The sequence below is a fragment of the Aquirufa sp. HETE-40SA genome (assembly GCF_054558635.1).
Genome location: NZ_JBPXKN010000003.1, coordinates 119,416 through 140,731, shown reverse-complemented (window position 1 = coordinate 140,731; position 21,316 = coordinate 119,416). Strand labels below are relative to the sequence as shown.

The window sequence follows — 21,316 nt, the reverse complement described above, 5'->3', positions numbered from 1 at the left end:
CTTTTTTATTTAACGTGACCAACGAAATCTCCGTCTGCCCAGCATCCCTGACAAACCCGTTCCTTGGTTTTGGCTGAAGTTCGTGACATAAACCGGCTGTGCAATTAAATCACTTAAATGTCCGGCCATTAAACGCTGTGATTGCGAAACCCATTCTTGGTATTGGTCTTTCACGGAAACGTGAGAAGGTAAATATTTTTTGAAGATGCTGAGGTCAAAAGAGGACGCCCCTATACCTGCTCCAGACATTTCGCCATCGAAAGCGTTGATCATCTGTTCAATGTGATTAGGCACGGGAACCATCATCGCAGGCTTTCCTAAGTACATCGCCTCAGCCACTGATTCAAAACCAGCGGTCGAGATTAAACCTGCGCATTCCGTCATTTTGGCTAAATAATTCTCTGCATCAATCGGATGGAAAGTCAATGAGTCAGAGTAATGATACGTCTCTTTGCGCGCTGGATTATCCCAAAAGCAATCCAACTTTACCTCCGGATTCGCGCTTGACCACGCCATGATATCTTCTGATAAACGGAAGTGCGTTAAATACGCTAACCAACGCTCTCCTGCTTTAGGTACGATATTTTTCACTTGCTGACGCAATAGGGGAGGAACCACCTCAATCTTCGCGTCGTTATCGATAGGGCGGAAAGACAAGCCTAATAACTTCTTAGAACCGATCGACGTGATCATCGTATTCATATTTAATAGAATACGGTCGATCTTCTTCTCTGGAATGCTTTCGAAGTTCTTGTTTAATAGGAGGTATTGATGTCCCACTGACATCGTTGGTATTTGGGAACCAGATTTTAACTTATATAGGCCCGTGATAGACTCGTAGAAGTTCACGATTCCGTCTGGTTGCAATTCTTCAATGAACGCTTCTAATTGCGTGGCGCTTTTCCAAAACGTTTTGAAATTCGTGAAAGCCTGCGCCGCTGTTTTGAAAAGCTGAACGGATTTGCCGTTACCGAAGATAATCGATGGGCTCTCATATTGCAGCACCGGCGTATTTCCTATAAAATCTAAAAAAAACGACGGAATTTTACGCCCCTGAAAGGACCCTACAGCATAGCCGACTACTTCATGACCCGCCTCGCGTGCGATTTGTGTAAATGAGATGGCTTGCGTTAAATGTCCGCGACCCTCGCCTTGTACGGTAAATATGAATTTTCCCATCTTATTCTGCTTCTACAGCGATTGCTTCGCCTAAAATTTCGTTTAACTCTGCTTTCAAATCGTAGTTCGGGAATTCGATGATTTGCCATTCCCCTTTATGTGTTTCTACTAAGGCCGTTAATGATTCGACCCAGTCCCCAGAATTCATGTACGCAACCCCATCGATCATTTTGATTTCAGCCTTGTGAATATGGCCACAGATGATGCCATTCGCGCCTTTGGCCTTCGCTAACTCTGCTAATTTCTCTTCAAAATCCGAGATGAAATTCACCGCCGCCTTCACTTTCTGCTTAATCACCTGTGATAGAGAATAGTATGGCTTTCCTTGCCACGTGCGGTATTGATTATACCATTTGTTTAGCCACAACAAGAACGTGTAGCCGATGTCACCTAAATAGGCTAGCCATTTCATTTGGCTCGTAATGCTGTCGAAAATATCGCCGTGTGTGATGAAGTATTTCTTGCCAAAACTCTTCAACATATAAACTTGGCGAATCGAAAACTGCTTCCCAATCTTCAACGGAAGTACTTGCTCTAAGAAATCATCGTGATTCCCGCGCAAATAAATTACCTCCGTATCCCACTTGTCCATCATCTTTAACACACTGCGGAAAAAGGCCGTGTGCTTCTTCTTCCAGCTGCCGCCTTTTTTTAGCTGCCAGCCGTCGATGATATCGCCGTTTAAGATGAGTTGGTGGCACGAATGTGCGCGTAAAAATTCGTTGACCTCGGCTGCTTTAGCCCCCTTGCTACCTAAATGCAAGTCGGAGATAACGATCGTTTTGTAGGTGGGTTGAGAATGACGGCCCATGTTTACCTATTTGGTTTACCAAAAATAGGCCATCTATTTAACCCCCTTATTACGAGAATATTACTCTATTGTTAAATCTACCAAACCATAGGCACCTCAATCAACAACACCTTTGTGTCTGCTGCTGAAGCCTTTACCTCGATCGTATCCGTCTGCGAAATCCCAATCGCATCTCTGCGTCCCAGCTTCTCGCCAGCCACTTCGATTCCACCTTCAATCACAAATACGAATGCCCCTTGCTGTGCGCCGTGCAACGCATAGCTCAGACTTTCTCCTTCCGCGATTTCGGTGATATTAAAATAGGTATCTTGATTTACTTGCAAGGAATCAATGTCCGTTCCCAGTGGTGAAACCACCGTCTTCCATTGTCCCTTAAAATCGGCTGGATTATAGGTACGCTGATCGTAGCGCGGAGTGATATTTTTCAGTTTGGGCATGACCCAGATTTGGAAGAGCTCCAAACCCTCTGTTTGACTCGCATTAAACTCCGAATGGTAAATCCCCGAACCCGCAGACATAATCTGCACATCCCCCGCATTAATAATACCATTCGTCCCCATCGAATCCTCATGCGCCACCGCGCCTTTCATCGGAATGGTCACGATCTCCATATTATCATGCGGATGTTTGCCAAAACCCATCCCCGCCGCAATAAAATCATCATTCAGCACGCGCAACGCACCAAAATGAATACGCGCCGGATTATAATAACCAGCAAAGCTAAAACTAAAAGCGGTCTTCAACCAGCCGTGATCGGCTGTTCCGCGGGAGGAGGCAGGGTGTAGTTCGGTTTTCATATTCAGTTGTCAGTGGGCAGTCGGCAGTGTGCAGTTTGCAGTGGACAGTCGGCAGTGGGTAGTTGTCAGTGGACAGTTGCAAAGTTCGATATTTATTATCTTTTCTCTATACTCTATGATTTCTAAACTAAAAAAGCCGGAACTTTGTTCCGGCTTTTTTACTGTCCACTGTCGACTGCCCACTGACTACTGCGTCGTTCCGGCTTTTTACTGCCCACTGTCGACTGCCGACTGCCCACTGGGTAGTCGCTCCGCGACTACAAGTATTGATTCGCGTTCGTAGCGTTCAAGTCTTCGAAAGCTGTTTTTAAACGAGCTACCAAAGTCTCTTCGCCCTTACGTAACCAAACACGTGGGTCATAATATTTCTTGTTCGGAGAATCGTCACCTGTTGGGTTACCGATTTGGCCTTGTAAATAAGCCTCATTTGCTTTGTAGAATCCTAAGATACCTTCCCAGAACGCCCATTGCGTATCTGTATCGATATTCATTTTGATAGCACCATAAGATAATGCCTCACGGATTTCCTCACGAGATGAACCAGAACCACCGTGGAATACGAAGTTAATTGGTTTCTCAGCGGTTAAGCTATATTTCTCTTTGATGAATTCTTGTGAGTTCTTCAAAATCACTGGTTGCAACTTCACGTTACCCGGCTTGTAAACTCCGTGTACGTTACCGAATGCCGCAGCGATCGTGAAACGGTGAGAGATTTTGGACAATACTTCATAAGCATAAGCCACCTCTTCCGGTTGTGTATATAATTTAGATGAATCTACGTCAGAGTTATCCACGCCATCTTCTTCACCACCTGTAACACCTAATTCGATTTCTAACGTCATGCCCATTTTAGACATACGCTCTAAGTATTTTGCGCAGATTTCTAAGTTTTCTTCCAAAGGCTCCTCAGACAAATCAATCATATGAGATGAGAACAAAGGTTGTCCCGTCTCAGCGAAGAATTTCTCGCCAGCATCTAATAAACCGTCGATCCAAGGCAATAATTTTTTCGCGCAGTGGTCTGTGTGCAAAACTACTTGAACACCGTATGCTTTCGCCATTTGGTGAACGTGGTAAGCGCCAGAGATCGAACCAGCGATTGCCGCTGCTTGATTCTCGTTAGAAAGCGTCTTTCCAGCGTAGAAAATACCACCACCGTTAGAGAATTGGATGATTACCGGAGAATTCACCGCTTTCGCTGCTTCTAATACTGCATTCACAGTATCTGTACCTGTTACGTTAACCGCTGGTAAAGCGAATTGATTTTTCTTAGCGATTTCAAATAACTCTTGAACCGCATCTCCGTGCAACACTCCTTTTTGATTGGATAAACTTGACATAATGCTTTTTTTTCTTGGGAAATAAATAAAAACTGCCTGATTTTCAGCAACTAAAGCCCAAAAATACAAACAATTATTGATTTTTCGAGGGGGAATATGAGAAAAATCCAATTTTGGTCGCTAGTCGCTAGTCGCTAGTCGCTAGTCACTAGTCGCTAGTCAGGAGGATCATTCACCATTCACCATTTACCATTTATCATCTCTACTCTATAATCTATAATCTAAACGAGTCCGGAGGGAATGAGTCCGAAGTCCGAAGGATCATTCACCATTTACCATTCACCATTTATCATCTCTACTCTATACTCTACTATCTCTCATCTCCTTTATTCTTTGTGCTTTATTCTTTATGCTCTACTATCTCTCATCTCATTTATTCTAGCCTTTCAACATTTTTTAATTATTTAACATTCACCATTCACCATTTACCATTAATTTAACGCCATGAAAAAAATCCTCTTCCTTCTCCTTTCCTTTTCTGCGTTTAGCCAAAACGACCAGATCGTTCGCGGACCTTACTTGCAATCTATGACCTCTGAATCAGTTTTGATTCAATGGCGTACGGCATCGCCCCAGTCCAGTCAAGTAACTTTGGTGACAAAAGGGGAGAAGAAGGCGCGCGTGATTGCGGATACGAATCGCGTGATTGATCATATAGTGAAAGTGTCAGGACTTAGGCCTACTAAAACCTATTCCTATAGTATATCGCCCAAACATCAGGGGAGTTTTCATACCAAACCGAAGGCAGGGGATCCTAATTCGGTGCGCATTTGGGCGCTAGGGGATTTTGGCTTTGTGGCACCTAATCAAAAAGCGGTGATTTCTGCCATTAAGAATTACATAGCAGATAAGCCGATCGATGCCTGGATTTGGTTAGGGGATAATGCCTATAATAATGGGAAGGATGAGGAATACCAACAACATGTATTCGATGTGTACCAGGCAGACTTTTTCCCTAATTTGGCCTTATATCCATCTCCCGGCAATCACGATTACGCGGGCAAACACGATGCCACCGTTCCACCCTATTTCAAAATATTTTCCATGCCCACCCAGGGCGAAGCAGGTGGCGTGGCCTCTAATTCAGAATCGTATTATTCAGTGGATTACGGCTCCTTGCACTTGATTTCCATTGATACAGAAATACGCGATGCAGCAGGGAACCAGGTGATGGATGGGAAAGGAGCTCAATATGATTGGTTGGCCAAAGACTTAGCCGCAAATCGCCTGCCCTTCACCATCGTCTATTTCCATAAGCCACCTTATTCTAAAGGTTCGCACAATTCAGATACCGAGGCTGATATGAAAAATATGCGCGAAAAAGTGAATCCACTTTTTGAAAAATACAATGTCGATATGGTGCTAGCCGGACACAGTCACGTATATGAGCGGACGAAACCTTTACGCGGGCATTTTGGCATAAACGATACATTCGATGAAACTACCCAGGTGGTTGCAACAGAAAAGGCACCTAATCAGTATGTGGTAGGCAAAAAAGGCCAAGGGGTGATATATGTAGTCAATGGTTCAGGAAGTAGATTAGGCGGTAGAATGCCTGGCTTCCCATTAAAATCAGCGGTTTACGTTAATAATGAGGTAGGAGGATCGATGATTATTGATGTCTCTAAGTCGAAGTTTGACGCTAAATGGGTGGCTGCGGATGGGCAGGTTCGGGATCAGTTTGTGATTGAGAAGTAATCAGTCCGGAGGGAATGAGTCCGAAGTCCGAAGGTAATCATTTAACATTCATCATCTCTACTCTAATAGACTTGAAAGCATAGAGCACAAAGCACAAAGAATAAAGTTGGTTAAAAACGCACAGCGTTTTTATGGATTCGTGAAATGTATTTACAGTTCAATTCTACTCTCCTTTATTCTTTGTACTTTATTCTTTATGCTCTTTTTTTGTCATCTCTACTCTATACTCTATTATCTCTTCTAATAGACTTGAAAGCATAGAGCACAAAGCACAAAGAATAAAGTTGGCTAAAAACGCTCAGCGTTTTTATGGATTCGTGAAATGTATTTACAGTTCATCTCTACTCTATGCTCTCTTATCTCTAATCTCCTTTATGCTTTGTGCTTTATTCTTTGTGCTTTAAATAGTTAAGCTAAATATTTTTAGGACAACTATTGTTTGTATTATTTTTTTTCCTACCTTTGCACTCCCGTTCGACAAACGCAGTTTTTTATTCAGAGAGAGGTTGGCAGAACTTCCCGAATTTATTTAAAACACATAAAATGCATGTCAAACAGGTCTTAAATCGAGGAAAGCTTGATTTTTGTGTTAGAACTGGTATTGATTAATGACCGTTGAATGCCCAGCCCATTAATTGAATATTAAGCTACACAAGGTGTTTTTTCACTGTTATCCACAGTGGGTTCATCTTGTCTACCTATACCAATTCTGCTTTTTTTTATTGTTTAGATTCCTATATCACGTTCAGTTGAACGGTGATTTTGAATAAAAGTCTTACAACAAGCCCAGTTAGCCTTGTAAGCATATTTATATTTTAAATATTAACATATTATGTCAGGAATTATTGGTAAAAAAGTCGGTATGACTAGCCTATACATGGAAGACGGTAAAGCTGTTCCATGTACGCTAATTGAAGCCGGTCCTTGTGTGGTTACACAAGTGAAGACTGTAGAGAAAGAAGGCTATAATGCTGTTCAAATCGGCTACGGTGAGAAAAAAGAAAAGCACACAACAAAATCTTTGTTGGGTCACTTCAAGAAAGCAAATACTACTCCCAAGAAAAAATTGGTAGAATTTCGCACGTTTGAGCAACCTCTTGCATTAGGGGATGTTTTAACTGTTGAGATGTTAGAGCTAGACACTTACGTTGACGTAGTGGGTACTTCTAAAGGTAAAGGTTTCCAGGGTGTTGTTAAGCGTCACGGATTTGCCGGTGTGGGTGGTCAAACTCACGGTCAGCATAACCGCGGTCGTCACCCAGGTTCAATTGGTGCGTGTTCATTCCCATCTCGTGTATTCAAAGGCTTACGCATGGCGGGTCGTACAGGTGGTAATCGTGTAAAGGTTCAAAACTTACAAGTTTTGAGAATCTATCCAGAGAAAAACTTATTAGTAGTTTCTGGATCAGTACCTGGAGCTAAGAACTCATACGTAATCATTGAAAATTAAAAATTGGGCCTAGCCTAAACAATAGACATTCTGAAACATGGAATTATCAGTATATAACATAGCAGGAAAAGATACCGGAAAGAAAATTACTCTTTCGGATGAAATCTTTGGTATCGTTCCTAACGAGCATGTGGTTTACTTAGATGTGAAGCAATATTTAGCTAACCAACGTCAAGGAACTCACAAAGCGAAAGAGCGTGCAGAAGTTTCTCGCTCGACTCGCAAGATTAAGAAACAAAAAGGTACGGGTGGTGCGCGTGCAGGTTCAATGAAATCTCCTTTGATGAAAGGTGGTGGACGTATCTTCGGACCACGCCCACGTGATTACCACTTCAAGTTGAACAAGAAAGTGAAAGCATTGGCTCGCCAATCAGCTTTAGCTGCTAAGGCTCAAAGTGGAGATATCGCAATCTTGGATTCAGTTTCTTTCGCAACACCACAAACTAAGGCGTATTTAGCGATGTTAAAAGCGCTTCAATTAGATAACACAAAAACATTATTGATCACTCCAGAAGTAGACAAGAATGTTGTATTATCTGGTCGTAACGTTCCTAAGACTAAGGTAACAACCGCAGGAGATGTGAACACATACGATTTAGTGAACGCAGGTAAGTTGTTAATCACGACTGCAGCGATTGAAAAAATTGAGTCATCATTCAGTAACTAATTGACAGAAGATTTTCTGTTATAAACGAAAATAAAAATGGGCATTATTAAACGTCCGGCCTTGACTGAAAAGTCGCAAGCCATGCAAGAAAAAGGCCAATACACGTTTGTTGTTGAGTTGACAGCAAACAAGATTGAGATTGCCAAAGAGGTGAAGAAGATGTACGGTGTTGATGTTCAAGATGTGAGAACAATGCGTCAGATTGGAAAAGTAAAATCCAAGTCTACACGTACTAAAGTCACTTCTGGACGTACTTCTACGATCAAGAAAGCAATTGTAACAGTAGCTCCAGGTGAAGTAATTGACTTCTACCAAGGAATCTAATTAAAAAAACTAAGGGGGTTCATCCCGATAAATTGAACTAATTAAATGGCAGCAATTAAAAAAATTAAACCAACAACTCCAGGACAACGTCACCGCATCGCGCCGACGTTCGAGGAGATTACTACGGACAAACCGTACAAGCCTTTACTAGAACCGATCAAAAGAACGGGTGGTAGAAATGCAGATGGTCGTCGCTCGATGCGTTACATCGGTGGTGGTCACAAGCGTCGCTACCGTGTGATTGATTTCACTCGTGCGAAATTTGATGTTCCTGCAACGGTATTAACAGTAGAATACGATCCAAACCGTACTTCTCGTATCGCTCTTATTGAGTATACAGACGGTCAAAAATCATATATCTTGGCACCAGCTGGTATCCAGGTAGGCCAAACAGTTATCTCAGGAGAGTCAGTTTCTCCAGAGGTGGGTAACACATTGCCTTTGGCAAACATCCCATTAGGTACATTAGTGCACGCAATCGAATTACAACCTGGAAAGGGAGCTGAAATGGCTCGTTCTGCTGGAACGTATGCTCAATTGTTAGCACGTGATGGAAAATATGCAACCTTGAAATTGCCTTCAGGTGAGATGCGTATGGTACTTGCTCGTTGTCTTGCGACAATCGGTACAGTATCTAACTCGGATCACATGAACGTGAACTTAGGTAAAGCAGGACGTCACCGTTGGTTAGGTCGTCGTCCACGTGTTCGTGGTGTTGTAATGAACCCAGTCGATCACCCAATGGGTGGTGGTGAGGGTCGCTCTTCAGGAGGTCACCCACGTTCTCGTAACGGTTTATTGGCTAAGGGTAAGAAAACTCGTAATCCAAAGAAAAACACAAATCGTCTTATCATCAGTAGAAGAAAAAAATAGTTAGATGGCACGTTCACTAAAAAAAGGTCCTTACATTGATTACCGCCTTGATAACAAGGTTCAGGCTATGAACGAATCCGGAAAGAAATCCGTGATTAAAACATGGTCTAGACGTTCAATGATCTCTCCAGATTTCGTAGGTCACACATTCGCAGTTCACAACGGGAATAAATTTATCCCTGTTTTTGCAACCGAGAATATGGTAGGTCACAAATTAGGTGAGTTCTCTCCAACACGTAACTTCCGTGGTCACGTGGCGAAAAAAGACAAAGGTAAAAGGTAAATAGATAGACTCTCGGGTCTTAATCAATATTGAAAATGGAAGCAATTGCTAAATTAAGAAATGTTCCTACGTCGCCGCAGAAGATGCGTATTGTCGCAGACATGGTACGTGGACAGAAAGTATCCAAAGCATTGGGTATCTTAAAATTTGAGCCCAAAGTTGGTGCTAAATCGATAGAGAAATTATTACTCTCTGCGGTTTCTAACTGGCAAAACAAGCATGTCGATGCTAAAATCGAGGAAGCGGACTTGTTCATCAAGACGATCTTCGTTGATGGAGGTGCTTCGATCAAGCGTTTACGTCCTGCTCCGCAAGGAAGAGGTCACCGCATCTTGAAGCGTTCAAATCACATCACTTTAGTAGTGGCTTCTTCTGGAGCTCCTGCTTTAGAAACAAGTTCAGCAGAATAATAGACTATTAGATAAAACAAGAAATGGGACAAAAAATTAACCCTATTGGATTAAGATTAGGTATCGTGAGAGGTTGGGATTCTAATTGGTACGGAGGAAAGACTTTCGCTGATAAGCTTGTCGAAGACGAGAAAATCAGAAAGTACGTAGCCGCTCGTATTCCAAAAGGATCTATCTCAAAAGTTATTATCGAGCGTACCTTAAAGCGGATCACTTTAACGATTAACACAGCTCGCGCTGGTGTTGTTATCGGTAAGCAAGGTGCTGAGGTAGATAAGCTTAAAGAAGAGTTAAAGAAAATCACTGGTAAAGATGTTCAAATCAACATCTTTGAGATTAAGCGTCCAGAAATCGATGCGAAATTAATCGGTGAAGCTATCGCTCAACAATTACAAGCTCGTATTTCATTCCGTCGTGCCATGAAGCAAGCAATCGCGTCAGCGATGCGTGTAGGTGCTCAAGGGATTAAATTGAAATTATCAGGTCGTTTAGGTGGTGCTGAAATGGCACGTTCTGAAGGATACAAAGAAGGTCGTATTCCTCTTCATACGCTTCGTGCGGATGTTGATTACGCTATCTCTGAAGCTTTAACTGTATACGGAAAAATCGGTATCAAGGTATGGGTATTCCGTGGTGAAGTTTTCGGTAAGCCAGATTTATCTCCTAATGCAAACATGGGATTACAATCAACTGCAGCGGATTCTCGCGGTGGTGATCGTGGACCTCGTGGACGTGGTGATGACCGTGGTCGTGGCCGTCGTCCAGAAGGAGCAGATCAAGGTGGAGACCGTAACAAGCCAGGTGCTGGCGGTGCGAACCGTGGCCGTGGTGGAAAGCGATAAAATATATTTGAATTAGATATTAGACTTATAAGAAGATGTTACAACCAAAAAGAACCAAATTTCGTAAGCAACAGAAAGGTCGCGTAAGAGGTGTTGCAACCCGTGGCCACGAGATTGATTTTGGATCATTCGCTATTAAATCTTTAGAGCCAGGTCGTATCACCGCTCGTCAAATTGAAGCAGCTCGTATCTCGGTAACCCGTGCTATGAAACGTGAAGGACAAGTTTGGATCCGTGTTTTCCCTGACAAACCTATCACTAAGAAACCTGCAGAGGTTCGTATGGGTAAGGGTAAAGGTGCTCCTGAGTATTGGGTAGCTAATGTTCGCCCAGGAACTATCTTGTTTGAATCGTCAGGTGTTCCTTTGGCGGTTGCTCAAGAGGCTTTACGTTTAGCAGCACAAAAGTTGCCAATGCGTACGAAGTTTGTTGTTCGTAGAGATTATTCAGAATAGGATATTAAACCCACAGTTTAATACATCCAAATAACATTGTTATGAAAAACGCAGAAATACAAAAATTAGGAGTTGAAGAATTAAAGAAGCAGATCGCTGCTGAGCAAGAGAACATCTCTCGTTTGAAATTAGCTCACGCTATTTCACCGATTGAGAATCCAATGCGCATTCGTCAAAACCGTAAATTGATCGCGAAATTAGAAACTGCTCTAAGCGCGGCAACAAAAGCATAAGTATTAATTTTAATAGGCTGGTTCAAATACGCTATCGGCCAATTGTTTAACAAGTAATCCAACAACCATGGAAGAAAGAAACCTGAGAAAAGTAAGAATTGGGAAAGTGGTAAGTAACAAGATGGATAAGTCTATCACGTTAACTGTTGACCGTAAGGTAAAACACCCATTGTACGGAAAGTTCGTACAAAAGACTACAAAATTGATGGCACACGATGAGAACAACGAGTGCGGAATCGGTGACACAGTGAAAGTAATGGAGACTCGTCCACTTTCTAAGAACAAGTGTTGGAGATTAATAGAAATCGTCGCTAAAGCGAAGTAATTCTATATTGTTATTCAAAATTTAAAATTTAAAGATCAAATATAATGTTACAGCAAGAATCAAGATTGGGTGTAGCGGATAATTCTGGAGCAAAAGAAGTTTTAGTCATTCGCGTATTAGGCGGTACTGGCAAAAGATACGCTTCTATTGGAGATAAAATTGTCGTTTCTGTGAAGTCAGCTCTTTCTTCGTCAAGTATGAAGAAAGGAACCGTTTCAAGAGCAGTAGTTGTTCGTGTGAAGAAAGAAATTCGTCGTAAAGATGGTTCATATATTCGTTTCGAAGATAACGCAGCCGTTTTATTAAACGCTAATGATGAGCCGAGAGGAACTCGTATTTTCGGGCCAGTTGCGCGTGAGTTGCGTGATGCAGGATTCATGAAAATTGTTTCACTAGCCCCTGAAGTTTTATAATTAGATGAAATATTGGGTGAACCCAATTTAAGAATCATACAATGGAAAAAAATACAAGTAAACCAGCAAAATTGCACGTTAAAAAAGGAGATACTGTTCAAGTGATCGCAGGTAATGCGAAAGGGAAAACAGGTGTGATCAAACAAGTGATCGTTGAAAAATCTCGTGCAATCGTAGAAGGAGCTAACTTGCAAACAAAGCACGTTAAGCCATCTGCAGCTAATCCTCAAGGAGGAATCGAAAAGCGTGAAGGTTCAATCCACATCTCTAACCTTATGGTAGTAGAAAACGGAAAGCCTGTACGTACAGGTCGTAAATTGAACGAGAAAGGTAAATTACAACGCTATTCTAAAGCGACGGGTAAATTTATCGCATAATTAGAACTTAACCGTGGGTCGGAAATCCACAAAATATACTACAATGGCAGTACCTAGATTAAAAGAACGTTTTGTTAAGGAGGTTGTACCAAGCTTGAAAGAAAAGTTTCAGTACAAGTCTATCATGCAAGTGCCTAAGATTACTAAAATCGTAATCAACAAGGGTGTAGGAGCCGCAGTGTCGGACAAAAAATTAATCGATATCGCAATCGAAGAAATCACACAAATCGCTGGTCAAAAGGCGGTAGCTACGATCTCTAAGAAAGCTATCTCGAACTTTAAATTACGTGAAGACATGCCTATCGGTGTGAAAGTAACGTTACGTGGAGATAAGATGTACGAATTCTTAGATCGTTTAACAACAGTTTCTTTAGCACGTGTTCGTGACTTTAAAGGAATCTCTGAAAAAGGATTTGATGGTCGTGGAAACTATACCTTAGGGGTGAAAGAGCAAATCATCTTCCCTGAGATTTCAATCGATAAAGTAAGCAAGATCTCTGGTATGGATATCACTTTTGTGACGACTGCTGGAACAGATGAAGAAGCTTACGCTTTACTAGCAGCGGTTGGAATGCCTTTTTCAAATCAAAAAAAATAAGTAGCCCATAAGGCTTTCATAAAAACCTTTAAATTTTTACAAAATGGCTAAAGAGTCAGTAAAAGCAAGAGAAAGAAAACGCGAAGCAGCAGTTGCAAAATATGCAGTGAAGCGCGCAGCTTTAAAAGCAGCTGGAGATTACGTTGGATTGGATAAACTTCCAAAAAATGCATCTCCTGTACGTTTACACAACCGTTGTAAGTTAACAGGACGTCCTCGTGGGTATATGCGTAAGTTCGGTATTAGCCGTGTTACGTTCCGTGAGATGGCATCTAACGGTTTGATACCAGGTGTGACTAAGTCAAGCTGGTAATATTATTTGATTAATTAAATTCATTTTTGTAATTTTGCAGGCCCATTTTAAAAGACCTGCGGCAAATTTAAAAACAATGACAGATCCAATAGCAGATTATTTAACCCGATTGAGAAATGCCTTGAAGGCACGCCATAGGGTAGTTGAAATTCCTGCTTCCAACATTAAGAAGGAAATTACGAAAGTACTTTTTGATAAAGGATACATTTCAAACTATAAATTCGATGATTCATCCGTACAGGGAACCATCAAAATTGCGCTGAAATACAACTCAGTTACGAAGCAACCTGCTATCGTTAACTTGACTCGTATCTCTAAGCCAGGTCTTCGTAAATACAATGGTGCTGAAGAGTTACCACGCGTATTGAATGGATTAGGTATCGCTATCTTGTCTACTTCTAAAGGGGTAATCACAGATAAAGAAGCTCGTACTTTACACGTAGGTGGAGAAGTACTTTGTTACGTATATTAATAATTGTTTCACGCTGAAAGGGGAGCGATCCCGGAATTTAAGCTATAATTAAAGTCTAATGTCAAGAATTGGAAAGAAGATTATCACTATCCCTGCAGGAGTTAATGTAGACGTGAGTGCTGGTAATTTAGTGACAGTAAAAGGTCCTAAAGGAACTTTGTCACAACAAGTAGATCAAGATATGATCATTACCATCGAAGAGGGTGTTTTAACTGTGGCTCGTCCGACAGAACAAAAGCGTCACAAAGCGATGCACGGTTTATATCGTTCATTGATCAACAACATGGTCGTGGGTGTGAGTGAAGGTTATACAAAAGTATTGGAAATCATCGGGGTTGGATACAAGGCCGCAAATCAAGGAAATATTTTAGAATTAAGCTTGGGTTACTCTCACGCGATTTTCATGTCGATTCCTACAGAAGTAGCTGTTGCAACTGCAATGGAGAAAGGTAAGAATCCAATGGTTACGTTAAACTCGATCGATAAGCAATTAATCGGTCAAGTAGCTGCGAAAATCAAGTCTCTACGTCCAGTTGAACCATACAAAGGTAAAGGTGTTCGTTTCTTAGGAGAGCAAGTACGTCGTAAAGCTGGTAAAGCGGGCGGTAAAAAATAAATTATAAGCGTGGGCCGGAAATCCACACAAACAAGTTAACAAATGGCAACAATTAAAAATTTACGCAGAACCCGCATTAAACGTGCGATTCGTGCTAAGATCGCAGGAACAGCGGAGCGTCCGCGTTTAACTGTATATCGTTCTAATTCTGCTTTATATGCACAATTAGTAGATGATTTAGCTGGTAAGACTATCATGTCAGCTACATCTTATACAAAAGATAAAGTGAACAACAATATTGAAGCTGCTAAGAAAGTAGGTTTAGCCATCGCTGCAAAAGCGAAGGCGGCTGGAATTGAGAAGGTAGTTTTTGACCGTAACGGTTATTTGTATCACGGAAGAATTAAATCATTAGCTGAAGGTGCTCGCGAGGGTGGCTTACAATTTTAAGAAATAGATATGTCGCATTTACAAGCAAAACCAATAAAGGTTAACGAAGGTGAGTTGAAGGAGAAAGTAGTAGCCATCAACCGTGTTGCAAAAGTAGTTAAAGGTGGTCGTCGTTTTAGTTTCTCAGCAATCGTTGTCGTAGGTGACGGTGCTGGTATCGTTGGATACGGTTTAGGAAAAGCAAACGAAGTAACTGACGCTATTACGAAAGGTATCGAAGACGCTAAGAAAAATTTATTCCAAATTCCATTGTTGAAGAACACCGTTCCTCACGAGCAATTAGGAAAGTTCTCCGGTGGTTTCGTTTTAATTAAGCCAGCTGCTCCAGGTACAGGATTGATCGCCGGTGGTGCGATGCGTGCCGTGTTAGAATCAGTAGGTGTGCATGATGTCTTAGCTAAGTCTAAAGGATCATCTAACCCACACAACGTAGTGAAGGCAACCATCGATGCATTAGTGAAGATGAGAGCTCCACATACGGTTGCATTCCAACGTGGAATTTCTGTTGCTAAAGTATTTAATGGATAATCAGAGCGCGTAAGCCTCTCTAATAGAACATACAATGTCTAAAGTTAAAATTACTCAAGTTAAAAGTGCAATTAAGCGCCCGGAAGTACAAAAACGTACGATCGCAGCTTTAGGATTAGGTAAAATCCGTAAGAGTGTTGAGGTAGAATTGAATCCAGCGATTGCAGGAATGATTCGTGCCGTAAACCACTTAATTGTAGTTGAAAATATTTAATTAACATGCGAGTTGCTGGAAACAGCAGCGCTAAGCCCCAATTAGAATGAAATTATCATCATTAAAGCCTGCTGAAGGCTCAGTAAAAGTAAGAAAAAGAGTAGGTCGTGGTCAAGGTTCTGGATTAGGTGGAACTTCTGCTCGTGGTCACAAAGGTGCTCAATCTCGTTCAGGTTATTCTCGTAAGAGAGGATTTGAAGGTGGTCAAATGCCATTACAACGTCGTGTTCCTAAGTTTGGTTTCAAGAACCACAACCGTGTGGAATACAAAGCAATCAACTTAGATACATTGCAAGCATTAGCTGATGCAATTGGAACTAAGGTGATCACATTTGAAACACTTTACACGAATGGTCTTGTATCTAAGTCTGACTTAGTGAAGATTTTATCTCGTGGATCTGTAACCGCTGCTTTAGAAGTTACAGTGAAAGGTTTCTCAGGTGCTGCTAAAGCTGCGATTGAAGCAGCAGGCGGTAAAGCAATTGTTGGTTAATCCTCTATTCTAATCGAATGAACAAGTTAATAACAACTTTCAAGCATATTTTCTCAATCGAGGAGTTAAGAGGCCGTATCATAAATACGCTTCTTTTTATTGCTTTTTTCCGTTTAGGTTCTTATATCGCTTTACCTGGTGTAGATGCGACTAAGTTAACGCAAGCTGGAGAAGGTGGACTTTTCGGTTTATTAAATATCTTTTCTGGCGGTGCTCTAAGTAATGCTTCGGTATTTGCTTTAGGTATCATGCCTTACATTTCAGCTTCTATCGCGATTCAGTTATTAACCATTGCGCTTCCGTATTTCCAAAAAATGCAGAAAGATGGTGAATCAGGTCGTAAGAAGTTAAATCAAATCACACGTATCTTAACCATTTTCGTTACAGCTGCACAGGCCTTTACTTATTTACAAGTAACAATCCCTGCTGATGCGATTATGGTAGATCCTTGGTTCTTCCGCTTATATGGCGTAGCTATCTTAATTGGTGGTACGATGTTGTGTATGTGGTTAGGTGAGAAGATAACAGATAAAGGTATCGGTAACGGTATCTCGATGTTGATCATGATTGGTATCGTATCTCGTTTCCCAGCTTCTATTTTACAAGAAGCAGGTTCACGTGGAATGTCAGGTGCTTTGATGTTCATCATTGAAATTATTGCCTTGTTCTTCGTAGTAATGGGTGCGATTATGGTGACTCAAGCAGTTCGCCGTATTCCAGTTCAATACGCGAAACAAGTAGTGGGTAGCAAAGCAACAACCGTAGGTGGCGAGCGTCAATACATTCCTTTGAAGTTAAATGCTTCAGGTGTTATGCCGATTATCTTTGCTCAAGCTTTGATGTTTATTCCAGGATTAGTAGCTCAGTCGTTTGCTGAAAAGTCAGAGTTCGCTTCTTCGGTTGCGTCTGCTTTTGGTGATTTCACGACTTGGCAATACAATTTATTATTTGCGGTTTTAATCATTGTTTTCACGTTCTTCTATACAGCTATCTCGATTAACCCGACTCAAATCTCTGATGATATGAAGCGTGGTGGAGGATTTGTTCCAGGAGTGAAACCAGGAGAAGAAACAGCCGGTTTTATTGCGACTATTTTAGATCGTATTACACTACCAGGTGCAGTGATGTTATCGTTAATCGCGGTTCTTCCTGCAGTCGCTAACTTGTTTGGCGTGACGAGAGGTTTTGCGTCCTTCTTTGGAGGAACATCACTTTTAATCTTAGTAGGAGTAGTATTAGATACATTGCAACAAATAGAAAGTTATTTGTTGATGCGTAAGTATGAAGGTTTGATGCAATCAGGACGAGTGAAAGGTCGCTCAGAACTGATCAACCGCTAAGATGATTTTCTTAAAGACACCTTCAGAATTAGCCATCATTCAACAGAATGGTGAAATTCTTGCGAAGTGTCACGCTGAAGTAGCGAAGGCAATTGTGCCGGGAGTAAGTACTTTAGCTTTAGATAAAATCGCTTACGATTATATTAATGATAACGGAGCGCATCCGTCCTTTTTGAATTACCAAGTAGGTAGCCAAAAGTATGCATACTCTTTGTGCATATCGGTTAACGATGTGGTGGTTCACGGTTTACCTGGAGAATTGATCCTGAAAGAGGGAGATATTATTTCGATAGACGGAGGAGTTTATAAAAATGGCTACCACGCTGATAGCGCCTATACCTATGCGATAGGTAATGTTGCTGATGACGTAGCTCTATTACTACAACGGACGAAAGAGTCCTTGTATTTAGGTTTGAATCAAGCCGCACCAGGCAAACGAGTAGGCGACATTGGTTTCGCCGTTCAATCCTACACGGAATCTTTTGGTTACGGCGTAGTGAGAGAGCTAGTAGGTCATGGAGTAGGTAAGAAGCTTCACGAAAGTCCAGAGGTGCCTAATTATGGTCGCCGCGGGGAAGGAGCTAAGTTGAAAGAAGGCATGGTCATTGCGATCGAACCGATGATTAACTTAGGAAAGCGTCAAATCTCAGTAGATAAGGATGGTTGGACTATCCGAACACAAGATCGCAAGCCAAGTGCTCACTTTGAACACACGGTGGCGGTAGGGAAAGAAGGCCCCATCATTTTGACGACCTTTGCCCCGATTGAAGAAGTGATTAAAACATCAACAGTATTGTTGAATATATAAATTAATAATTATGGCCAAACAGTCCTCGATAGAAGTAGACGGAATTATTTTGGAAGCTCTTTCGAACGCCATGTTTCGGGTAGAATTGGAAAATACGCACCAAGTCATTGCACACATTTCGGGCAAGATGCGGATGCACTACATCAAGATTTTACCAGGTGATAAGGTGAAGTTAGAGATGTCTCCTTATGATTTAAGTAAGGCGAGAATTGTTTACAGATACAAGTAATTAAAGGTTTGATTTTATAAATACAGTTAATATGAAAGTTAAAGCATCTATCAAGAAACGTAGTGCAGATTGCAAAGTAATCCGTCGTCACGGAAAGCTTTACGTAATCAACAAGAAGAATCCTAAGTTCAAACAAAGACAAGGATAATTCGACAGAATTTTAAATTGATTAATAACAACAATTAATTACCTATATGGCTCGTATTGCAGGGGTTGATATTCCCGACAAAAAAAGAGGAGAAATTGCGTTGACTTATATTTTCGGTATTGGTCGTAGCACTGCTCAAAAAATTTTAACGAAAGCTTCGGTTTCGTTTGACAAGAAAGCTGGTGAGTGGAACGATACGGAGGCTAGCGCTATCCGTGCGATCATCGCTGCTGAATTCAAAACGGAAGGGCAGTTGAAATCTGAGGTTCAATTGAACATCAAACGTTTGATGGACATCGGTTGTTACCGTGGATTACGTCACCGTAAAGGTCTTCCATTACGTGGTCAACGCACTAAGAACAACTCACGTACTCGTAAGGGTCGTAGAAAAACAGTTGCTAACAAGAAAAAAGTAACTAAATAATAACTAGAGGGTAACACCTCTTCGTATTTCATTTCAAATTATGGCACAAGCAAAAAGAAAAGATAAAGCGAAGAAGAGAGTAGTTGTCGTTGAACAAAACGGACAAGTACACATCAAAGCTTCCTTTAACAACATTATTATCTCAATTACTAACTCAGCAGGTCAAGTGATCTCTTGGGCATCAGCAGGAAAGATGGGTTTCCGTGGTTCTAAGAAAAACACTCCTTACGCAGCACAGATGGCAGCATCTAACTGTGCAGCGGTAGCTGTTGAAGCAGGAATGAAGAAAGCGGAGGTTTTCGTAAAAGGACCAGGAGCTGGACGTGAGTCGGCTATCCGTACTATCCAAAACTCAGGAATTGAAGTTTCTATCATCAAAGATATTACGCCAATGCCTCACAATGGATGTCGTCCTCCGAAGCGTCGTCGCGTTTAATAATTTTTATGCAGGAGTAATTAGTAATTATTTTCTCCCGCTTTTATTCACAATTTAATTACTTCATTGGGCATAAGAGGGCCAATGACTTTTAAGAAAAAATGGCTAGATACACAGGTCCCAAATCCAAGATTGCACGTCGTTTCGGTGAAGCAATTCTAGGTCCGAGCAAAGCATTAGCTCGTAAAAACTATGCACCAGGTATGCACGGTAAAGGAAAGCGTTCAAAGGTTTCTGAATACGCAGTGCAACTGAAGGAAAAGCAAAAAATGAAATACACGTATGGTATTTTAGAGCGCCAATTCGAAAACTTGTTCCACAAGGCTGCTGTTAAGGCAGGGATCACTGGTGAAAACTTGATCAAATTATGTGAAGCTCGTTTAGATAACGTAGTATATCGTTTAGGAATTGCTCCTACTCGTCGTGCAGCGCGTCAATTAGTTATTCACAAACACATCATTGTAGACGGCGAAGTAGTAAATGTGCCATCTTACTCTCTACGTCCAGGTCAATTAGTAGGTGTTCGTGCAAAATCAAAATCTCTAGAAGTAGTATCTAACTCTTTAGCAGCTCGTTCTCCTAAGAACTTCAACTGGTTAGAGTGGGATGGTGTTGAATTGGTAGGTAAATTTGTTGCTATGCCAGAGAGAGATCAGATTCCTGAAAACTTCAACGAACAAGCAATTGTCGAATTATACTCTAAGTAATCTCCTAACGAGATTGCTAGAGTTTTTAAAGAGTACCAATAACGTTTTTTCAGTATCATTTTAAGCTACGAAATATGTCAATATTAGCATTCCAAATGCCCGAAAAAGTTGTGATGGAAAAAGCCACAGACTTCCACGGGTTATTTGAGTTCAAGCCACTCGAAAAAGGTTACGGTGTTACCATTGGTAACGCACTTCGTAGAATCTTACTTTCTTCTTTAGAAGGATATGCTATCACAAGCGTTAAGATTTCTGGTGTGTTACACGAATTTTCAGCCATTGAAGGCGTTCACGAAGATGTATCTGAGATCATCTTAAACTTGAAAAAAATTCGTTTCAAAAAGACACAAGAAATTTTGGATAACAAAGTTTCTATGAAGATTAAAGGACAAACAGCGATCACTGCAGGTGACATCGCTAAGTTTACTCCTTATTTTCAGATTTTAAACCCTGAATTGGTTATTTGCAATTTAGATTCTTCGAAAGAAGTTGAAATTGATTTAGTAATCGAAAAGGGTCGTGGTTATGTACCAGCAGATGAGCCTCGTGCAAACGAGTTGCCATTCGGTCACATTGCTATCGATGCGATCTACACTCCAATCAAAAACGTAAAGTTCAGCATTGAGAATACACGTGTAGAGCAAAAGACGGATTATGAGAAATTAGTTTTAGATATCGAGACGGATGGTTCAATCCACCCAGAAGATGCATTGAAAGGTGCAGCGTATATCTTGATCCAACACTTCATGTTGTTCTCTGATCAAACAATGACATTTGAAACTCCTAAAGCAGAAGAAGATAATGTAGTAGATGAGGAATTACTTCACATGCGCAAGTTATTGAAGACTTCATTAGCTGACTTAGATTTATCTGTACGTGCTTACAACTGCTTGAAATCAGCTGACGTTCGCACTTTAGGTGAATTAGCGAAATTAGAAATCTCTGATATGATGAAGTTCCGTAATTTCGGAAAGAAATCATTAACTGAATTAGAGCAATTGATCGAGGAAAAAGGGTTAACCTTTGGAATGGATGTTTCTAAATATCGTTTAGACGAAGATTAATTAATAATTTAAACAAAGTAATAGGTGGTTTGCCGTGAGGTAAACTTACCGCAGCTCTA

33 protein-coding genes are annotated in these 21,316 nt (G+C 41.1%); 29 read left to right on the top strand and 4 right to left on the bottom strand.

What is annotated here, in order from left to right; all coding sequences use genetic code 11:
* Positions 1 to 9 precede the first annotated feature (9 nt).
* From ACRZ9O_RS08605 to fbaA, 4 genes are all read right to left on the bottom strand, one after another.
* Positions 10 to 1,179 (bottom strand): glycosyltransferase family protein, encoded by a 1,170-nt coding sequence (locus tag ACRZ9O_RS08605; protein ID WP_459458255.1) that lies wholly within the window; start codon positions 1,177 to 1,179, stop codon positions 10 to 12.
* Position 1,180: 1 nt separating this feature from the next.
* A complete protein-coding gene (locus ACRZ9O_RS08600; protein WP_459458253.1) occupies positions 1,181 to 1,990 on the bottom strand; it encodes a UDP-2,3-diacylglucosamine diphosphatase in 810 nt (269 codons plus the stop codon).
* A 77-nt stretch (positions 1,991 to 2,067) separates the two neighbouring features.
* The gene (locus tag ACRZ9O_RS08595; RefSeq protein ID WP_459458251.1) at positions 2,068 to 2,787 is read right to left on the bottom strand and encodes a pirin family protein; all 720 of its coding nucleotides are present in this window, start codon (positions 2,785 to 2,787) and stop codon (positions 2,068 to 2,070) included.
* Between the two features lie 257 nt (positions 2,788 to 3,044).
* Positions 3,045 to 4,127, bottom strand: coding sequence for a class II fructose-bisphosphate aldolase (gene fbaA / locus ACRZ9O_RS08590; protein WP_459458249.1), 1,083 nt, complete (start codon positions 4,125 to 4,127; stop codon positions 3,045 to 3,047).
* 444 nt (positions 4,128 to 4,571) lie between these two features.
* Between fbaA and ACRZ9O_RS08585 the strand changes: the two genes are divergently transcribed.
* From ACRZ9O_RS08585 to ACRZ9O_RS08445, 29 genes are all read left to right on the top strand, one after another.
* Positions 4,572 to 5,825 carry a metallophosphoesterase gene (locus tag ACRZ9O_RS08585; RefSeq protein ID WP_459458247.1) on the top strand — a complete coding sequence of 418 codons (1,254 nt, stop codon included), beginning with the start codon at positions 4,572 to 4,574 and terminating at the stop codon, positions 5,823 to 5,825.
* 832 nt (positions 5,826 to 6,657) lie between these two features.
* Complete coding sequence (gene rplC, locus ACRZ9O_RS08580) at positions 6,658 to 7,275, top strand: 50S ribosomal protein L3 (protein ID WP_130895446.1); 618 nt, start codon at positions 6,658 to 6,660, stop codon at positions 7,273 to 7,275.
* A gap of 37 nt (positions 7,276 to 7,312) precedes the next feature.
* Positions 7,313 to 7,942: a 50S ribosomal protein L4 gene (gene rplD / locus ACRZ9O_RS08575; RefSeq protein ID WP_130895445.1), complete on the top strand. Its 630-nt coding sequence runs from the start codon at positions 7,313 to 7,315 to the stop codon at positions 7,940 to 7,942.
* Positions 7,943 to 7,978: 36 nt separating this feature from the next.
* The gene (rplW, locus tag ACRZ9O_RS08570) at positions 7,979 to 8,266 is read left to right on the top strand and encodes a 50S ribosomal protein L23 (protein WP_223131599.1); all 288 of its coding nucleotides are present in this window, start codon (positions 7,979 to 7,981) and stop codon (positions 8,264 to 8,266) included.
* 45 nt (positions 8,267 to 8,311) lie between these two features.
* A complete protein-coding gene (gene rplB / locus ACRZ9O_RS08565; RefSeq protein ID WP_459458244.1) occupies positions 8,312 to 9,139 on the top strand; it encodes a 50S ribosomal protein L2 in 828 nt (275 codons plus the stop codon).
* A gap of 4 nt (positions 9,140 to 9,143) precedes the next feature.
* Positions 9,144 to 9,422 (top strand): 30S ribosomal protein S19, encoded by a 279-nt coding sequence (rpsS, locus tag ACRZ9O_RS08560; protein WP_130895442.1) that lies wholly within the window; start codon positions 9,144 to 9,146, stop codon positions 9,420 to 9,422.
* Between the two features lie 35 nt (positions 9,423 to 9,457).
* Entirely contained in the window at positions 9,458 to 9,832 is a 375-nt protein-coding gene (gene rplV, locus ACRZ9O_RS08555) for a 50S ribosomal protein L22 (protein ID WP_459458242.1), read from the top strand.
* A 23-nt stretch (positions 9,833 to 9,855) separates the two neighbouring features.
* Positions 9,856 to 10,674: a 30S ribosomal protein S3 gene (rpsC, locus tag ACRZ9O_RS08550; protein ID WP_406800232.1), complete on the top strand. Its 819-nt coding sequence runs from the start codon at positions 9,856 to 9,858 to the stop codon at positions 10,672 to 10,674.
* Between the two features lie 35 nt (positions 10,675 to 10,709).
* Positions 10,710 to 11,129: a 50S ribosomal protein L16 gene (gene rplP, locus ACRZ9O_RS08545; protein WP_130895439.1), complete on the top strand. Its 420-nt coding sequence runs from the start codon at positions 10,710 to 10,712 to the stop codon at positions 11,127 to 11,129.
* Positions 11,130 to 11,170: 41 nt separating this feature from the next.
* The gene (rpmC, locus tag ACRZ9O_RS08540; protein ID WP_130895438.1) at positions 11,171 to 11,362 is read left to right on the top strand and encodes a 50S ribosomal protein L29; all 192 of its coding nucleotides are present in this window, start codon (positions 11,171 to 11,173) and stop codon (positions 11,360 to 11,362) included.
* A 67-nt stretch (positions 11,363 to 11,429) separates the two neighbouring features.
* Positions 11,430 to 11,687 (top strand): 30S ribosomal protein S17, encoded by a 258-nt coding sequence (rpsQ, locus tag ACRZ9O_RS08535; RefSeq protein ID WP_406778149.1) that lies wholly within the window; start codon positions 11,430 to 11,432, stop codon positions 11,685 to 11,687.
* Between the two features lie 44 nt (positions 11,688 to 11,731).
* Complete coding sequence (gene rplN, locus ACRZ9O_RS08530; protein ID WP_377978501.1) at positions 11,732 to 12,100, top strand: 50S ribosomal protein L14; 369 nt, start codon at positions 11,732 to 11,734, stop codon at positions 12,098 to 12,100.
* 41 nt (positions 12,101 to 12,141) lie between these two features.
* Positions 12,142 to 12,477: a 50S ribosomal protein L24 gene (rplX, locus tag ACRZ9O_RS08525; RefSeq protein ID WP_459458238.1), complete on the top strand. Its 336-nt coding sequence runs from the start codon at positions 12,142 to 12,144 to the stop codon at positions 12,475 to 12,477.
* Positions 12,478 to 12,520: 43 nt separating this feature from the next.
* On the top strand, positions 12,521 to 13,075 hold the full coding sequence (gene rplE, locus ACRZ9O_RS08520) for a 50S ribosomal protein L5 (RefSeq protein WP_459458237.1): 555 nt from the start codon (positions 12,521 to 12,523) through the stop codon (positions 13,073 to 13,075).
* 43 nt (positions 13,076 to 13,118) lie between these two features.
* The gene (gene rpsN, locus ACRZ9O_RS08515; RefSeq protein WP_130895433.1) at positions 13,119 to 13,388 is read left to right on the top strand and encodes a 30S ribosomal protein S14; all 270 of its coding nucleotides are present in this window, start codon (positions 13,119 to 13,121) and stop codon (positions 13,386 to 13,388) included.
* Between the two features lie 76 nt (positions 13,389 to 13,464).
* Complete coding sequence (rpsH, locus tag ACRZ9O_RS08510) at positions 13,465 to 13,860, top strand: 30S ribosomal protein S8 (protein WP_130895432.1); 396 nt, start codon at positions 13,465 to 13,467, stop codon at positions 13,858 to 13,860.
* A gap of 58 nt (positions 13,861 to 13,918) precedes the next feature.
* Entirely contained in the window at positions 13,919 to 14,476 is a 558-nt protein-coding gene (gene rplF / locus ACRZ9O_RS08505) for a 50S ribosomal protein L6 (protein WP_459458234.1), read from the top strand.
* A 42-nt stretch (positions 14,477 to 14,518) separates the two neighbouring features.
* Positions 14,519 to 14,866, top strand: coding sequence for a 50S ribosomal protein L18 (gene rplR / locus ACRZ9O_RS08500; RefSeq protein ID WP_459458233.1), 348 nt, complete (start codon positions 14,519 to 14,521; stop codon positions 14,864 to 14,866).
* Between the two features lie 9 nt (positions 14,867 to 14,875).
* Positions 14,876 to 15,394, top strand: coding sequence for a 30S ribosomal protein S5 (rpsE, locus tag ACRZ9O_RS08495; RefSeq protein ID WP_377978499.1), 519 nt, complete (start codon positions 14,876 to 14,878; stop codon positions 15,392 to 15,394).
* Between the two features lie 34 nt (positions 15,395 to 15,428).
* Entirely contained in the window at positions 15,429 to 15,608 is a 180-nt protein-coding gene (gene rpmD / locus ACRZ9O_RS08490) for a 50S ribosomal protein L30 (protein WP_223131594.1), read from the top strand.
* Positions 15,609 to 15,654: 46 nt separating this feature from the next.
* Positions 15,655 to 16,101: a 50S ribosomal protein L15 gene (rplO, locus tag ACRZ9O_RS08485; RefSeq protein WP_395617417.1), complete on the top strand. Its 447-nt coding sequence runs from the start codon at positions 15,655 to 15,657 to the stop codon at positions 16,099 to 16,101.
* A 17-nt stretch (positions 16,102 to 16,118) separates the two neighbouring features.
* Positions 16,119 to 17,441, top strand: a complete 1,323-nt coding sequence (gene secY, locus ACRZ9O_RS08480) for a preprotein translocase subunit SecY (RefSeq protein ID WP_459458230.1) — start codon at positions 16,119 to 16,121, stop codon at positions 17,439 to 17,441.
* A gap of 1 nt (position 17,442) precedes the next feature.
* Positions 17,443 to 18,249, top strand: coding sequence for a type I methionyl aminopeptidase (gene map / locus ACRZ9O_RS08475; protein WP_459458228.1), 807 nt, complete (start codon positions 17,443 to 17,445; stop codon positions 18,247 to 18,249).
* Between the two features lie 10 nt (positions 18,250 to 18,259).
* Positions 18,260 to 18,478 (top strand): translation initiation factor IF-1, encoded by a 219-nt coding sequence (gene infA, locus ACRZ9O_RS08470; protein WP_127803117.1) that lies wholly within the window; start codon positions 18,260 to 18,262, stop codon positions 18,476 to 18,478.
* A 31-nt stretch (positions 18,479 to 18,509) separates the two neighbouring features.
* Entirely contained in the window at positions 18,510 to 18,626 is a 117-nt protein-coding gene (gene ykgO, locus ACRZ9O_RS08465) for a type B 50S ribosomal protein L36 (RefSeq protein WP_130895424.1), read from the top strand.
* A 46-nt stretch (positions 18,627 to 18,672) separates the two neighbouring features.
* On the top strand, positions 18,673 to 19,050 hold the full coding sequence (rpsM, locus tag ACRZ9O_RS08460; protein WP_459458225.1) for a 30S ribosomal protein S13: 378 nt from the start codon (positions 18,673 to 18,675) through the stop codon (positions 19,048 to 19,050).
* 40 nt (positions 19,051 to 19,090) lie between these two features.
* Positions 19,091 to 19,486, top strand: coding sequence for a 30S ribosomal protein S11 (gene rpsK, locus ACRZ9O_RS08455; protein ID WP_130895422.1), 396 nt, complete (start codon positions 19,091 to 19,093; stop codon positions 19,484 to 19,486).
* Positions 19,487 to 19,587: 101 nt separating this feature from the next.
* Entirely contained in the window at positions 19,588 to 20,193 is a 606-nt protein-coding gene (gene rpsD, locus ACRZ9O_RS08450) for a 30S ribosomal protein S4 (RefSeq protein WP_130895421.1), read from the top strand.
* 74 nt (positions 20,194 to 20,267) lie between these two features.
* Complete coding sequence (locus ACRZ9O_RS08445; RefSeq protein WP_377980620.1) at positions 20,268 to 21,257, top strand: DNA-directed RNA polymerase subunit alpha; 990 nt, start codon at positions 20,268 to 20,270, stop codon at positions 21,255 to 21,257.
* Positions 21,258 to 21,316 lie beyond the last annotated feature (59 nt).